This window comes from Nonomuraea sp. NPDC049378, assembly GCF_055586745.1.
The window spans coordinates 20,210-34,430 of sequence record NZ_JBVJHP010000004.1 but is presented as its reverse complement, the minus strand read 5'-3'; the positions used below and the strand labels follow the sequence as shown (position 1 = coordinate 34,430).

The following is a 14,221-nucleotide window of genomic DNA, read 5'->3' as shown; positions in this document are numbered from 1 at the left end:
CGGGCCCTAGGCCCAGGGGAACAGGATGTCGAGAAGCCCCTTACGCTCCTCCTCGGTAGGCTCGGGCTCGGGCACCGGGGCCTGCGTCGGCTGCGTCGCGGGAGGCTGATCCTGCGACTCCTGACTGGTGGTCCTCGGCTCCCTGTTGTTCACCCGCGTCTCGCTCGAGACGTCGGTGTCCCGCATCTCGTCCTGCGGGGCCCGGGTGTTCCTTGGGCTGGCCTTGGTGGTCGGGTCGCCGATGTCGCGCGTGGGCGACGGGCGGCTCTGCGGCTCACGCGTGGGCTGGGTCTGCCCCTGCTGGCGCTCCGGGCGCGCCCGATCCGAGTCGGTGGGCTCGTCGGCGGCCGGGTCGGAGGGCTCGGTGTCGGTTTCCTCCACCGGCGTCTGCTCCTCCTCCGAGGGGACGGCCGAGTCGGAGGGCGCGGTCACCTCGCCGGCGCTGGCACACCTGCCGCCCGCGCACGGGTCGTCGGAGGACGTACCGGTGACCATCCAGCCCACACCGACGCCGACCAGCACCACCGCGGCGGCCGCCACCAGCAGGACCCGCGTGCGGTGCCGCACCTCGCCCTCGCCGCCGCCGGCGTCGTCGTCACCGCCGCGGGAGGAACGCCGCTCGCCGGATTCGTCGGTCCAGCCGGAGCCGAGGAAGCCGCGCTTGGGCTTGTCGTCGTCGCGGTCGTCCGTCTCGTAGCCCCGGTCGAGCGGGAGGTAGGAGGGCTCGTCGTCGGCGTGACGGGAGCCACCGGGCTCGCGGAGCACCTCGTGCGGGCCACTCGGACCACCGAAGTCGTGCGAGCCACTCGGACCACCGAAATCATGCGAGCCGCTCGGGCCGCCGAAATCATGCGGACCGCTCGGGCCGCCGAACTCGTGCCCACTGCTGTACCCGTCACCGGACCCGGCGAACTCGTGCCCGCTGGAGCCGCTCAACACGTCACGGTGGGAGTCGCTCCCGCCGCCCAGCACGTCATGGGGATCGCCGCCACCCAGCACGTCACGCGGGCCGCTCCCCCCGTCGAGCACGTCATGCGAGCCGCCGGCGTCGTACGCCGAGGTCGTCCCGCCGAGCACGTCGTGATGACCGGGGTCGTCAAGGACGTCACGCCGCTCTATCAACTGGGGCTCGGCGCCCTTTTCCAGCGGAAGGATGTAGGTCTCGTTGCCGACCACCTGGATGGCGGGTTGCTCGTCGGTGTCTTCAGTGCTCCACCGCGGGGACAGCACATCACCCGTCATCTCCGGGTTCAGCGGCCTGCCCTGCCCATCCTCGTATGGCCTGTCGTTCTCGTCGCGCGCCACGATGGAACCTCTCTCATACGAATACGACCCGCCCTTTCCTAGCAGACACGACCATCACTTGTCCGGAAATTTCACATGTTTCCCTAAAAGCACGCTGTGTAACATGCGTCCCAGAGCTGTGCCGACCGGTCCGCGCACCGGTTTTGTCGGCGCCGGCCGGTATCGTGGCGCTGTCATTACCGATCGTGACGGGAGGTGGGGTATGCGCAGGTCGTTCCGGTTCCTGTTGCGCCCCACGGCCCGGCAGGCGGCGGCGCTGGCGGCGTGTGTGGAGGACCACCGCACGCTGTACAACGCCGCTTTGGAGCACCGGCGCACCGCCCATGCCAGGGCGGGGGTGAGCGTCCGTTACGGCGATCAGTCGGCCGAGCTGAAACACATCCGCGCCGACGACCCGGACGGGCAGGCGCGTTGGTCGTTCTCCTCGCAGCAGGCCACCCTGCGACGGCTCGACAAGGCGTTCGCCGCGTTCTTCACGCGGGTCCGCGCGGGTCGCGCGCCGGGGTTCCCGCGGTTCAAGGGGCGCGGCCGGTTCGACACGGTCGAATGGCCGAAGGACGGCGACGGCTGCCGGTGGGACTCCCAGCCCGAGCACCCGACCGTCACCTACGTGCGGCTCCAGGGGGTCGGGCATGTCCGCGTCCACCGGCACCGCGCGGTCAAGGGCCGGGTGAAGACGATCGCGGTGAAGCGGGAAGGCAGCCGGTGGTTCGTGGTGCTGTCGTGCGACGACGTGCCCGCCGAACCGCTGCCCGCCACCGGCGCGGTCGCGGGGATCGACATGGGCGTGGCGTCCCTCGTCACGACCAGCGACGGACAGCATCTGAGCAACCCCCGTCACCTGGCCGCGTCCGCCGATCGGGTGGCCGCCGCGCAGCGGGCTCTGGCCCGCAAGGAACGGGGTTCCAAGCGGCGGCGTAAGGCGGTGGCCCGCGTGGCCGCGCTGCACGCCAGGGTGCGCAGGCAACGTCTGGACGGCGCGCACAAGGCCGCGCTCGCCCTGGTGGCCGCCTATGACGTGATCGTGCACGAGGACCTGCGGATCGCGAACATGACCCGCTCGGCGTCCGGCACGATCGAGCAGCCCGGCCGGAATGTCGCGCAGAAGTCCGGCCTCAACCGGTCGATCCTGGACGCGGGCTGGGGGGTGTTCCTGACGATCCTCGCGCACAAGGCTGAAAGCGCCGGTCGCAAACTGATCGCGGTGAACCCCGCCGGCACCTCCCGCACCTGCGCCCGCTGCGGGCACAGCACGGCGGAGAACCGCGCCACCCAAGCCGAATTCGCCTGCACGGCGTGCGGGCATGCCGCACACGCCGACGTCAACGCGGCCATCAACATCGTGAGGGCAGGGCTTGCCCTTCGCCAGGCTGCGCAAGCGGCTTAGCGAGAAGCCGTCCCCTTCAGGGAGCGGAGGAGTCACGAGCAAGTCCGCGCTGGCCGGGCTCGTCAAGGGCCTGGCCAGAGACCTCGGCCCGCGCCGCATCACCGCGAACGTCGTGCAGCCCGGCTCCACCGACACCGAGATGAACCCCGCGGACAGCCCGGAGGCCGACGAGGAACGCGGCTACACGGCGCTCGGCGTGTACTGCTCGCCCGACGACATCGCCGCCACCGTCGCCCACCTCGCCGGCGACGGCGGGCGTGCCATCACGGGCGCCGCCATCCCCGTGGACGCCGGCGTCACGGCCTGACGCGGCAGCGGCTCGCCCCCGGAGCCCCGGCCACTGCCACTGCGCGCTCGAGCCTTGACGGCCCTCCGCTCCCGAGTCACCCATCGCCCGAAGGCGACGGTCCCCTCAGGATGCTGTGATTGACGCGAATCACGGGCGTCGCTACGCGGGGTGACGCCATCATGACGGTCATGCTGTTGACCGAGATGGCGCCCCCTCCAGGCGCCGAGCAGGTAGCCGGGCTACGGGCCCGCGCCAGGGCCGCCCGCCACCGCGCCTTCGTCGCGCTGTCCGCCTCGATCGCGGTGCTGACCACCGCCCAGTTGCTCGCCGACCGGGCGCCGACCAGGGAGCAGACGGTGCCGCTCGCGGTGTTGTCCCTGGTGGCCCTCGCGGCGGCGCTGCCCGCGATGACCGCCACCCAGTACGCCTGGGGCGTGCAGGCCCGCCTGGTCCGGTGGCGCGAGCAGGAGTTGTACGGCGCCGCGCGCTCGGGCGGGACACGACCGTTCAGCCGGCTCGCCGTCGCCGCGGGCTGGGCCGTGACGCTGCTCCTCGGCGGCACCACGCCGGCCTTCTTCGACCAGGCCGCCCTGTACGCCGTCGCGGACGACCTGAGCTGGGCGGTCGAGGCGCTGGCGGTGACGAGTTGCGGGGCGGGGGTGCTGTTCCTGCTGTGGTGGTCCCGTGACGCGCTGGTGCTGCTGGCGCGCGCCAGGCGATCGGGCTCCTCCCCCGGCGATCCGTGGGATCCGGGTCAGGGCACGCGCCGGCGCGCGGCAGCGCTCCGGACGCGCGTGCTCTGGGCGGGGGCGGCCGTGGCGGTGGCCGCCCTGCTCGCGGCCCGCGCCCATCTCTGGGAGCCGGCGACGGCGGCGGTGTACGCGCTGCTGACGGCCGCCCTCGTCCTCGGAGTAGTTACCGACGAGTAGCATAGGCGCGGAACCCATTCAGCCAACGAGGAGCGAATCCGTGCCTTCCTCTCGTGACGTCGTGTTCGTCGACGGCGTGCGCACGCCCTTCGGCCGGTCAGGCCCGAAGGGGCTGTACGCGGAGACCCGCGCCGACGACCTGGTCGTCCGCGTCATCCGCGAGCTCATCAGGCGCAACCCCGGCCTGCCGCCCGAGCGCGTCGACGAGGTCGCCATCGCCGCGACCACGCAGATCGGCGACCAGGGCCTGACCATCGGCCGCTCGGCGGCGGTGCTGGCGGGGCTGCCGAAGACCGTGCCCGGCTACGCGATCGACCGCATGTGCGCGGGCGCGATGACCGCGGTCACCACGGTCGCGGGCGGCATCGCGTTCGGCGCGTACGACGTCGCCATCGCCGGCGGCGTCGAGCACATGGGCCGCCACCCGATGGGCGAGGGCGTCGACCCGAACCCGCGCTTCCTGTCGGAGAAGCTGGTCGACCCGAGCGCCCTGGTGATGGGCATGACCGCGGAGAACCTGCACGACCGCTATCCGTCGATCACCAAGGAGCGCGCCGACGCGTACGCGGTGTTGTCGCAGGAGCGGGCGGCCAAGGCCTACGCCGACGGCAGGATCCAGCCCGACCTGGTGCCGGCCGCGACCAGGACGGCGGAGAAGGGCTGGGGCCTGGCGGTCGAGGACGAGGCGCCCAGGCCGGGCACGACCATGGAGGGCCTGAGCACGCTCAGGACGCCGTTCCGTCCGCACGGCAACGTCACGGCGGGCAACTCCTCCGGCGTCAACGACGGCGCCACCGGCTGCGTCGTGGCCGCCAGGGAGGCCGCGGACGAGCTGGGGCTGGCGCCGAGGATGCGGCTCGTGTCGTACGCGTTCGCGGGCGTGGACCCCGAGGTCATGGGCGTGGGGCCGATCCCGTCCACGGAGCGGGCGCTGCGCCTGGCCGGCCTGGACATCTCCGACATCGGGCTGTTCGAGATCAACGAGGCGTTCGCCGTGCAGGTGCTGGCGTTTCTCGAGCACTTCGGCATCGCCGACGACGACCCCCGCGTGAACCCCTACGGCGGCGCGATCGCCTACGGCCACCCGCTGGCCTCCTCGGGCGTGCGGCTGATGACGCAGCTCGCGCGGCAGTTCGGCGAACGTCCTGACGTGCGTTACGGCATCACCACGATGTGCGTCGGCCTGGGCATGGGCGGCACTGTGATCTGGGAGAACCTGGCATGAGCGAGCTGGAGAACTGGCGTGCGCTGCTGAGCGAGCGCGCCGCCGACGAGGTCGTCACCAAGGCACTGGTACGCGACGTGCGCCTGCCCGGCGGCGCGGGCACCATGGCGCTGATCACCCTGGACAACGGCTTCGACCACACCAGGCCGAACACGTTCGGCCCGCACGGCCTGTTCGCGCTGAACGGCGCCCTGTCGGAGATCGCCGAGCGCACCGACCTGGCCGCGGTGGGCGTGACGGGCAAGCCGTTCATCTTCGCCGTCGGCGCCGACCTGAAGGGCGCGGCGGCGCTGGCCACCCGCGAGGAGGCGCTGGCCGTCGCCGCGCTCGGCCACCACGTGTTCCGCCGGCTCGGCGAGCTGCCGATCCCGTCGTTCGCGTTCGTGAACGGCGCCGCCATGGGAGGTGGGCTCGAGGTCGCGCTGCACTGCACGTACCGGACGATCTCCTCGGGCGTGACCGCGGTGGCGCTGCCGGAGTGTTTCCTCGGCCTGGTGCCCGGCTGGGGCGGCACGCAACTGCTGCCGCGCCTGATCGGCCCGGCGAACGCGGTCAAGCTGATCATCGAGAACCCGCTGGCGCAGAACCGCCTGACCAGGGGCAGGGAGGCGTACGAGCTGGGCGTCGCCGACGCCGTGTTCGAGCCGGCCGACTTCCTGGAGGAGTCGCTGCGCTGGGCCGCCCGGGTGATCAACGGCGAGGTGGTCGTGGAGCGGCCCGAGCACGACGGCTGGGACAAGGCGGTCGGCGACGCGCGGTTCCTGGTCGACATGAAGCTGCGCGGCGCCTCCCCCGCCCCCTACCGGGCGCTCGACCTGATCGCGCGGGCCCGCACGGCCACCCGCGACGAGGGGTTCGCCGCCGAGGACGAGGCGCTGGCCGACCTGCTGACGGGCGACGAGCTGCGGGCCGGGCTCTACGCGTTCGACCTGGTGCAGCGGCGCGCCAAGCAGCCGGCGGGCGCGCCGGACCCCTCCCTGGCCCGCAAGGTCACCAAGGTCGGCATCGTCGGCGCGGGCCTGATGGCCTCGCAGATGGCGCTGCTGTTCGCACGCCGGCTCGAGGTGCCGGTCGTGCTGACCGACCTCGACCAGGCCAGGCTCGACAAGGGCGTGGCGTACGTACGGGACGAGATCGGCAAGCTGCTGGCCAGGGGCCGCGTCTCGCAGGACCAGGCCAACCGGCTCACGTCGCTGGTGACCGGCTCGCCGGCCAAGGACGCCTTCGCCGACGCCGACTTCGTGATCGAGGCCGTCTTCGAGGACCTGGCGGTCAAGAAGCAGGTCCTCGCCGAGGTGGAGGCGATGGTCCCGGCCGAATGCGTGCTGGCCACGAACACCTCCTCGCTGTCGCTGACCGCGATGGCCGCCGACCTCGCGCACCCCGAGCGGCTGGTCGGGTTCCACTTCTTCAACCCGGTCGCGGTCATGCCGCTGCTGGAGATCGTCAGGGGCGCCGCCACGGACGACGCCACGCTGGCCACGGCGTTCGCGGTGGGCAGGACGCTGAAGAAGTCGTCGGTTCTCGTCAAGGACGCTCCGGCGTTCGTGGTCAACCGGCTGCTGACCCGCTTCATGGGCGAGGTCGTGGCGGCCGTGGACGAGGGCACGCCGCTGGAGACGGCCGAGCACGCGCTCGACGGGCTGGGCCTGCCGATGACGCCGTTCGCGCTGCTGCAGCTGGTCGGGCCCGCCGTCGGCCTGCACGTGGCGGAGACGCTGCGCGAGGCGTTCCCCGGACGGTTCGGCGTCTCGGCGAACCTGGCCAAGCTGGTCGCCGCCGGCAAGCCGGGCGTCTACCTGCCGGACCTCACGCTCGACGAGGAGGCGGTGGCGCTCTTCGCGGGCGGCTCCCAGGCGTCCACCGCCGAGCAGGTGCGCGAGCGGGTGCTGGGGGCGCTGGCCGAGGAGATCCGGATCATGCTGGACGAGGGCGTCGTCGCGGCGGCCCAGGACATCGACCTGTGCATGATCCTCGGCGCCGGCTGGCCGTTCCATCTGGGCGGCATCACGCCGTACCTGGACAGGTCCGGCATCGCGCAGCCCCGCTTCCTCGCCCCGGGCGTGGCCTCGATGCCCGCGTGAGCTCACGCGTGATTTTGCGGGGGCCCGCTCGGCGGGCCTCCGCGCGCCGGGCCCTCCTCCGCCGTAGCGTTTGGTGCCGTCCTACGAACGGAGAGTAACCATGTTGAGAGCAGCCGGCACCATCGCGCTCTGCGGAGCCCTCCTGGCGGGCGCGTCGTCGCCCGCCGTGGCGGCGCGCGACCCCAAGGTGCAGCTCAAGATCGTCAATTCGGTCAAGGGCGGAGCCACGAAGACCGCCTGGCTCCACTGCGCGCCCACCGGGGGCTCCCACCCCGACGCCCGCACGGCCTGCCGCCAGCTGCGCCGGGTCGGGGGCGACCCGGCCAAGCTCAACGTCTCGCCCAACGCCGCGTGCACGAAGGAGTTCCAGCCGCACGTGATCGCGGTCGTCGGCCGGTGGTACGGCAAGACGGTGAAGTGGGGGAAGGTCTACGCCAACGGCTGCCAGGCCAAGGCCGCGACCGGGGCCGTGGCCGCGCTCTGACCCCGGCACGGGGGTGGCCCGCGCCCCACCCCCGCTCAGCGGCCGCGCTTCTGCCACGGCATCGCCGTCCTGCTGTGCCAGTAGCCGTAGGTGAAGTAGAGCACGATGCCGATCAGCATCCAGATGACGAACCGCAGCCACGTCTGCACCGGCAGGTTGAGCATCAGGTAGACGCAGGCCAGCACCGACAGGATCGGCAGGACCGGCACCAGCGGCGCCCTGAAGGCCCGCGGCAGGTCCGGCCTGGTGCGCCTGAGCACTATCACGCCGATCGACACCACGACGAACGCGAAGAGCGTGCCGATGTTCACCAGCTCGGCCAGCTCGCCGAACGACACGAACCCGGCCAGCGCCATCGTCACCAGCCCGATGAGGATCGTGAGCCGGACCGGCGTGCCGAACTGCGGATTGACCTTGGCCATCGTGCGCGGCAGCAGCCCGTCGCGGGACATCGCGAACAGCACCCGGGTCTGGCCAAGAAGCAGCACGAGGACCACGGTCGTCAGGCCGGCCAGCGCGCCCACGCTGATGATCCCGGCCAGCCAGGGGTGGCCGACCGCGATGAAGGCGTCCGACAGCGGCGCCGACGTGCTCAGCTCGCTGTAGCGCTGCATGCCGACGACGACGAGGGAGACGGCGACGTACAGGATCGTGCAGATCGCCAGCGAGCCGATGATGCCGCGCGGCACGTCGCGCTGCGGCGTGACGGTCTCCTCCGCGGCGGTGGCCACGATGTCGAATCCGATGAACGCGAAGAACACGATCGCCGCGGCCGAGAAGATGCCGATCACGCCGAACGCGACCGGCGTGATGCCGAACAGCACCTGGATGAGCGGCGCTTTCAGCCCTTCCACGCGCGGCGTGGCCACCGGGTCGGGGATGAACGGCGTGTAGTTGGCCCCCTTGACGAAGAACAGCCCGGCCACGATGACCAGCAGCACCACGGCGACCTTCGTGATCACGAGGATGAGGTTGACCCGCGAGGACAGCTTGATGCCGACCGCCAGGATCGTCGTGAGGACGGCGACGATGACGACGGCGGGCACGTTGATCACGGGGTCGTCGCCGGCGATCGTGGCGGGCAGCTCGAGGCCGGCGGACGCCAGCATCGAGGCGAAATAGCCCGACCAGCCCACCGACACCACGGCGGCGGCCAGCGCCAGCTCCAGGACCAGGTCCCAGCCGATCACCCAGGCGGGGAACTCCCCCAGGGTGGCGAAGGAGAAGGTGTAGGCGGAGCCGGCCACCGGGATCGTGGAGGCGAACTCGGCGTAGCACAACGCCGCCAGGGTGCACACGACGGCGGCGACGACGAAGGAGATCGCCACCGCCGGGCCGGCCAGTTCCTTGGCGACCTGTCCCGTGAGCACGAAGATCCCCGTACCGACGATCACGCCGATGCCGAAGACCGTCAGGTCCGTGGCGGTCAGGCGCTTGCGCAACTGGTGCTCGGGGGCCTCGGTGTCGCGGATCGACTGCTCGACGCTCTTCGTGCGAAAGATGTCCACGCTCAGCGATCTGCCCACGCCCTCGGCTGTCATGCGCCGCCGAGGTCAGCCCCCGAGGTGCTCAGTGGCGGGCGGGCTCGGCGGCCTGGGCGCGCCTGGCGACCGCCTCGGTGATCTGGCGGGCGAGGTCTTGACCGGTGAGGCCGATCCGGCCGAGGATCGCGGCCCGCTTGGCGTGGTCGAGGAACTCCTGCGGGATGCCGAAGGTGCGGACGGGCACGTCGACGTCGGCGTCGCGCAGGAGCCGGGCCACGGCGTCACCCACCGCGCCCACCCGGCCGTTGTCCTCGACGACGGCCACCAGTTTGTGCTCCTTCGCCGCGGGGACGAGCGCCTCGTCGAGAGGCTTGACCCAGCGGGGGTCCACCACGGTCGTCGCGATGCCCTGGGCGTCGAGCAGGACCGCCGCGTCCATGCAGACCTGCGCCATCGGGCCCACGCCGACCAGCAGCACGTCGGGCCCGGCCGCGGCATCGCCCTCCGGGTCGCCCTTCGGGGCGCGCAGCACGTCCATCTCGCCCAGCCGGCCCACCGCGTCGAGCGCCTCGGCGACCGGGCCCTTGGGGAAACGCAGCACGGTCGGGCCGTCGGAGACCTCCACGGCCTCGCGCAGCAGCTCGGTCAGCCGGTCGCCGTCGCGCGGCACCGCGACCCTGAGCCCGGGCACCACCTGGAGGATGGACAGGTCCCACATGCCGTTGTGGCTGGCGCCGTCGTCGCCCGTGACGCCCGCCCGGTCGAGCACGACGGTGACCGGGAGCCGGTGCAGGGCGACGTCCATGAGGAGCTGGTCGAACGCGCGGTTGAGGAAGGTGGCGTAGACGGCCACCACCGGGTGCATGCCGCCGAGGGCGAGCCCTGCGGCGCTGGTGAGCGCGTGCTGCTCGGCGATGCCGACGTCGTAGATGCGGTCGGGGTAGGCCTCGGCGAACGCGTTGAGGCCCGTCGGGTGGAGCATGGCCGCGGTGATCGCGACCAGGTCGTCGCGCTCCTTGCCGAGCCGGACGAGCTCCTCGCTGAACACGTTGGTCCAGATGCGGCCCTTGGGCTTCTCCGCGCCGGTGAGCCGGTCGAAGGCGCCGGGCGAGTGGAACTGGTCCTCGTCGTGGTCTTCCGCGGGCGCGTAGCCGCGGCCCTTCTGGGTGAGCGCGTGCACGATGACCGGGCCGCGGAAGCCGCGGGCCTTGCGCAGGGCGGCCTCCATGGCCTGCTCGTCGTGGCCGTCGATGGGCCCGACGTATTTCAGGCCGAGGTCCTCGAACATCACCTGCGGCGCGATGACGTCCTTGACGCCCTTCTTGAAGCCGTGGAGCGCGTCGTAGAGGACGGGAACGTTGCCGATCTTGTCTTTGACGTATTCGAGGACGTCCTCGTAGTGGCGGTTGACGCGCAGCGAGGACAGGTGGGAGGCCAGGCCGCCGATGGTGGGCGAGTAGGAGCGGCCGTTGTCGTTGACCACGATGACGACGGGCAGGTCCTTGGCGCCGGCGATGTTGTTGAGCGCCTCCCAGGCCATGCCGCCGGTCAGCGCGCCGTCGCCGATCACCGCGACGACCGTGCGGTCGCGCTCGCCGCGCAGCTTGAACGCCTTGGCCAGGCCGTCGGCGTAGGACAGCGCGGTCGAGGCGTGGGAGTTCTCGACGAAGTCGTGGTCGGACTCGGCCCTGCTCGGATAGCCCGACAGGCCGCCCTCCTGCTTGAGCGCGTCGAACCCGGACGCGCGGCCGGTGAGGAGCTTGTGCACGTACGCCTGGTGGCCGGTGTCCCAGACGACGGGGTCGTCCGGCGAGTCGAAGACCCGGTGCACGGCGATGGTCAGCTCGACCACGCCGAGGTTGGGGCCGAGGTGGCCGCCGTACTTCGCGCATGAGTCGACGAGCAGGTCACGGATCTCTCCCGCGAGCCGCGGCAACTCCTCCACAGTGAGCCGTTTGACGTCCTGCGGTCCCTTTACCGAGCCCAGCAACCCGCTCACGGATCCGACTCCCCTCATGCTCTTGTCCGCCGATTCCCCGAGTGTAGTTCGCGGACGCCTCACTGACTCCATCGAGTCAAACCCACCCCGGTATGTCCGATCTTGACCTACTCTTTCGGTACCTATGAACTCCGTCCCCAAAACTAAACTCGCAGCACTTGTGGCGGCCGCGCTCGCTCTTGCCCTGGCAGCCGCCGGTCTGGTGCTCGTTCTGGTGGACGTGACCATGACGGAGGACGGGTTACGCAACGGGGCCCAGCAGCTCGCCGCCCCGCCGTCCCGGGCCTCGGACCGGGAGGGAGGGGCGCCCGACCTCGACCGGGCGTCGGCGACGCGGAATCCGCTCTACAGGACCGGGCGGCTCACCGACGTGAACTGCCGGCCCGGCAGCCTGCCTGCCAGGAGCATCACCGCGTACCGGCGCTTTCTGACCCGCGTGACCGCGTGCCTGAACCGGGTGTGGGGCGCGCAGTTCCGCAAGGCGGAGATGACCTTCACCAAACCGCGTCTGCGCATCATCACCCGGAAAGTCAAGACGCCCTGCGGGGTGTGGAACGCCGGCGCCGACGGCGTCTACTGCTCCACCGACCGCACCATGTACCTGATGATCACCAAGGACCAGCTGCGCAACCCGTTCCCGCTCGGGATCACCCGGTTGATCGCCCACGAGTACGGCCACCACGTCCAGCAGATCTCCGGCATCTGGACCTACTACTGGACGGCCAGGACCCTGGCGGGCAAGGCCGGACGGCTGCAGCTCTCGCGCAAGTCCGAACTCCAGGCGGAGTGCTTCTCCGCCGCCTTCATGAGCACGATGCGGGGCTCGGACCTGGTCTCCGACGCCGACTGGGCCTACACCGTGGAGTGGTTCAGGAAGAACGGCGCCAAGGGCTGGCCCCAGAACGACCACGGCAGGGGGCCCACGCAGGCGGCCTGGATGTCCCGCGGGTTCGAACGCGGCACGCCCGGCGCGTGCAACACCTGGGCCTCCGCGTCACGCAACGTACGATGATCTATGATCCGCCATCGTGCGCTTATCCCACTTAGCGGTAGCCATGTGCATGGTCGCGGCCCTGCTCCTTCCGAGCCCCGCCAGCGCGGCGCGACGAACCGCGCACGCCGGGCTCTCCGGCCAGATGAGCGGAATGACGATGCCGCTGGAGTGCGACGTCCCGGCGATCCGGCCGGGCAGCGTGGCCTCGCTCAGGTCGTTCCACCGCGCGATGGCCGACTGTGCCGACCGGTTCTGGGCCGTCACGTTCGCCGTGGCCGGCCTGGCCTACACCCCGCCCACGGTCACGATCACGACGGGAACCGGCTCGGTGTGCGGCAAGATCACCGGTAACGGGGCGCAGTACTGCCCCGAGCAGCGGACGATCGCCGTCCGGATCATGCCGCACGAGCTGCGTGACCCGTTCAGGATGAACATCGCCCACTCCATCGCCCACGAGTGGGGACACCACGTGCAGCAGCTCACCGGCGTGCTCGGCGCGCACGAGGCGCTCTACAAGCCGGCCTCGGCGAGCGCGCGGACGTTGCTGAGCCACCGGCTGGAGATGCAGGCCGAGTGTTACGCGGGCGTCTTCTACAACGCCGCGCTGGACTCGATCGACCCCGGCATCGAGTGGAAGACGTGGACCGAGGCGGTGAGCGCAGCGGACGAGAGCGAGACCCACGGCAAGCCGGGCAACCTGGCGCTCTGGCAGGACCGCGGCTTCCGCGGCGGGGCGACCGGCTTCTGCGACACCTGGACGGCGGGCGACTCCCAGGTCACCTGACCCTGCGGCCCGCGGCGGTCCTCAGGCGTTGGCGCGGGCCAGCACCTCCAGCGGGTCGGACAGGACGTGGGCGAAGGCAAGCTCGGCCGCCCCCACCAGGGTGGCGGCGTCGCCCAGAGCCGACGTGCGCAGCCGCAGCCGATCACGCTGCGGCGCCATCGCGTGCAGCGTCAGCTGCGTGCGCACCTGCGCCGCCGAGCCGAGATAGATCTCCCGCAACATCCCGCCGAAGATCACCATTTCCGGGTTGAAGATGTTCACCAGATTCGCGACGCCGAGACCGAGCCATTCGCCGACCCGCTTCAGGCCCTCCTGCGCCCCGATGTCGCCCCGGTCGGCGGCGTCCACCACGGCCCTGACCGCGTCCCTGCCCTGCTGCGCGCCGAACCGGCCGGCCGACTCCAGCAGCGCCCGCTCTCCCACCTCCGCCTCCAGGCAACCGCTGGAGCCGCAGCCGCAGGCGCGACCGCCCGGGTTGACGACCATGTGGCCGACCTCCCCGCCGTAGCCGTCGTGGCCGCCCAGCAGGTGGCCGCCCGCGATGATCCCGCCGCCGATGCCGACGTCGCCGTGCAGGTAGATCAGGTCCTTGACGGCCTCGCCGACCCCGCGGCTGTGCTCGGCGAGGGCGCCCAGGTTGGCGTCGTTGCCCACGCTGACCGGCAATCCCAGGCCCAGCCTGCGGCCCAGCTCCTCGCCGAACGGCACCTCCCCGTCCATGAGGTTGGGGCCGAACGTGACCACGCCGTCGGCCTTGCGCACGCCGCCGGAGACGGCCGCCGCCGCTCCGACGCACACGGTGTCGGCCCTGGTCTTGCGCCGCATCTGCCGGGCGAACCCGGACAACGTCGCGGCCAGCTCGTCAAGCTTGAACCGGCCGCGGTCGCGCGGAACCTCCCTGCGGTCGAGGATGACCCCGCCCAGCCCGACGCGGGCCGCCGCGAGCCGGTCGGGGCCCACGTCGAAGGCGAACACGTAGACCCGCGCCGACTCGGGCCGCACGACGAGCGAGGGCCGCCCGGCACGGCCCGTCTCGCGCGGCAGCTCCTCGCGTACCAGCCCGGCGGCGGTGAGGTCGGAGGTCAGAGCCATGATGGTGCTCCGGTTGAGCCCCATCCTCGAGGTGAGTTCGGCGCGCGAGATCGGCCCGCCCAGATGAACATGCCGGAGCAGCGCGCCGAGATTGTGGCGTCTGATGTCCTCTTGAGAGGGTCCGGCACGCATGGTCTGGGGTTCCTTCAGGGGCTGCGAGTCGCT

The 14,221-nt window shown here is 71.6% G+C and carries 12 protein-coding genes; 8 read left to right on the top strand and 4 right to left on the bottom strand.

Annotation, left to right across the window (positions count from 1 at the left end; all coding sequences use genetic code 11):
• Positions 1 to 6: 6 nt before the first annotated feature.
• Positions 7 to 1,305, bottom strand: coding sequence for a hypothetical protein (locus tag ACZ6SA_RS10125; RefSeq protein ID WP_465827461.1), 1,299 nt, complete (start codon positions 1,303 to 1,305; stop codon positions 7 to 9).
• A gap of 202 nt (positions 1,306 to 1,507) precedes the next feature.
• Here ACZ6SA_RS10125 and ACZ6SA_RS10120 point away from each other — a divergent pair, with 202 nt between their 5' ends.
• From ACZ6SA_RS10120 to ACZ6SA_RS10095, 6 genes are all read left to right on the top strand, one after another.
• Positions 1,508 to 2,692, top strand: coding sequence for an RNA-guided endonuclease InsQ/TnpB family protein (locus ACZ6SA_RS10120; RefSeq protein WP_465827459.1), 1,185 nt, complete (start codon positions 1,508 to 1,510; stop codon positions 2,690 to 2,692).
• Positions 2,661 to 2,999 carry an SDR family oxidoreductase gene (locus ACZ6SA_RS10115; protein ID WP_465827457.1) on the top strand — a complete coding sequence of 113 codons (339 nt, stop codon included), beginning with the start codon at positions 2,661 to 2,663 and terminating at the stop codon, positions 2,997 to 2,999. The genes ACZ6SA_RS10120 and ACZ6SA_RS10115 overlap by 32 nt, the downstream gene beginning before the upstream one ends.
• A gap of 170 nt (positions 3,000 to 3,169) precedes the next feature.
• Entirely contained in the window at positions 3,170 to 3,910 is a 741-nt protein-coding gene (locus ACZ6SA_RS10110) for a hypothetical protein (RefSeq protein WP_465827456.1), read from the top strand.
• Positions 3,911 to 3,971: 61 nt separating this feature from the next.
• Positions 3,972 to 5,135, top strand: coding sequence for a thiolase family protein (locus ACZ6SA_RS10105; protein WP_347646992.1), 1,164 nt, complete (start codon positions 3,972 to 3,974; stop codon positions 5,133 to 5,135).
• A complete protein-coding gene (locus tag ACZ6SA_RS10100) occupies positions 5,132 to 7,219 on the top strand; it encodes a 3-hydroxyacyl-CoA dehydrogenase NAD-binding domain-containing protein (RefSeq protein ID WP_347646785.1) in 2,088 nt (695 codons plus the stop codon). The genes ACZ6SA_RS10105 and ACZ6SA_RS10100 overlap by 4 nt, the downstream gene beginning before the upstream one ends.
• A gap of 100 nt (positions 7,220 to 7,319) precedes the next feature.
• A complete protein-coding gene (locus ACZ6SA_RS10095) occupies positions 7,320 to 7,703 on the top strand; it encodes an SSI family serine proteinase inhibitor (RefSeq protein ID WP_347646786.1) in 384 nt (127 codons plus the stop codon).
• 35 nt (positions 7,704 to 7,738) lie between these two features.
• Here ACZ6SA_RS10095 and ACZ6SA_RS10090 read toward each other — a convergent pair whose 3' ends face one another.
• Positions 7,739 to 9,211 carry an amino acid permease gene (locus ACZ6SA_RS10090; protein ID WP_347646787.1) on the bottom strand — a complete coding sequence of 491 codons (1,473 nt, stop codon included), beginning with the start codon at positions 9,209 to 9,211 and terminating at the stop codon, positions 7,739 to 7,741.
• Between the two features lie 61 nt (positions 9,212 to 9,272).
• Entirely contained in the window at positions 9,273 to 11,204 is a 1,932-nt protein-coding gene (dxs, locus tag ACZ6SA_RS10085; protein WP_443151176.1) for a 1-deoxy-D-xylulose-5-phosphate synthase, read from the bottom strand.
• Positions 11,205 to 11,346: 142 nt separating this feature from the next.
• Here dxs and ACZ6SA_RS10080 point away from each other — a divergent pair, with 142 nt between their 5' ends.
• Together ACZ6SA_RS10080 and ACZ6SA_RS10075 are read left to right on the top strand one after the other, a co-directional pair.
• The gene (locus tag ACZ6SA_RS10080; RefSeq protein WP_347646788.1) at positions 11,347 to 12,198 is read left to right on the top strand and encodes a neutral zinc metallopeptidase; all 852 of its coding nucleotides are present in this window, start codon (positions 11,347 to 11,349) and stop codon (positions 12,196 to 12,198) included.
• 133 nt (positions 12,199 to 12,331) lie between these two features.
• Positions 12,332 to 12,964: a neutral zinc metallopeptidase gene (locus ACZ6SA_RS10075; protein WP_465827454.1), complete on the top strand. Its 633-nt coding sequence runs from the start codon at positions 12,332 to 12,334 to the stop codon at positions 12,962 to 12,964.
• Between the two features lie 21 nt (positions 12,965 to 12,985).
• On the opposite strand, the gene ACZ6SA_RS10070 is transcribed toward ACZ6SA_RS10075, so the two are convergent.
• Positions 12,986 to 14,188 carry an ROK family transcriptional regulator gene (locus tag ACZ6SA_RS10070; RefSeq protein ID WP_347646790.1) on the bottom strand — a complete coding sequence of 401 codons (1,203 nt, stop codon included), beginning with the start codon at positions 14,186 to 14,188 and terminating at the stop codon, positions 12,986 to 12,988.
• Between the last annotated feature and the right edge of the window lie 33 nt (positions 14,189 to 14,221).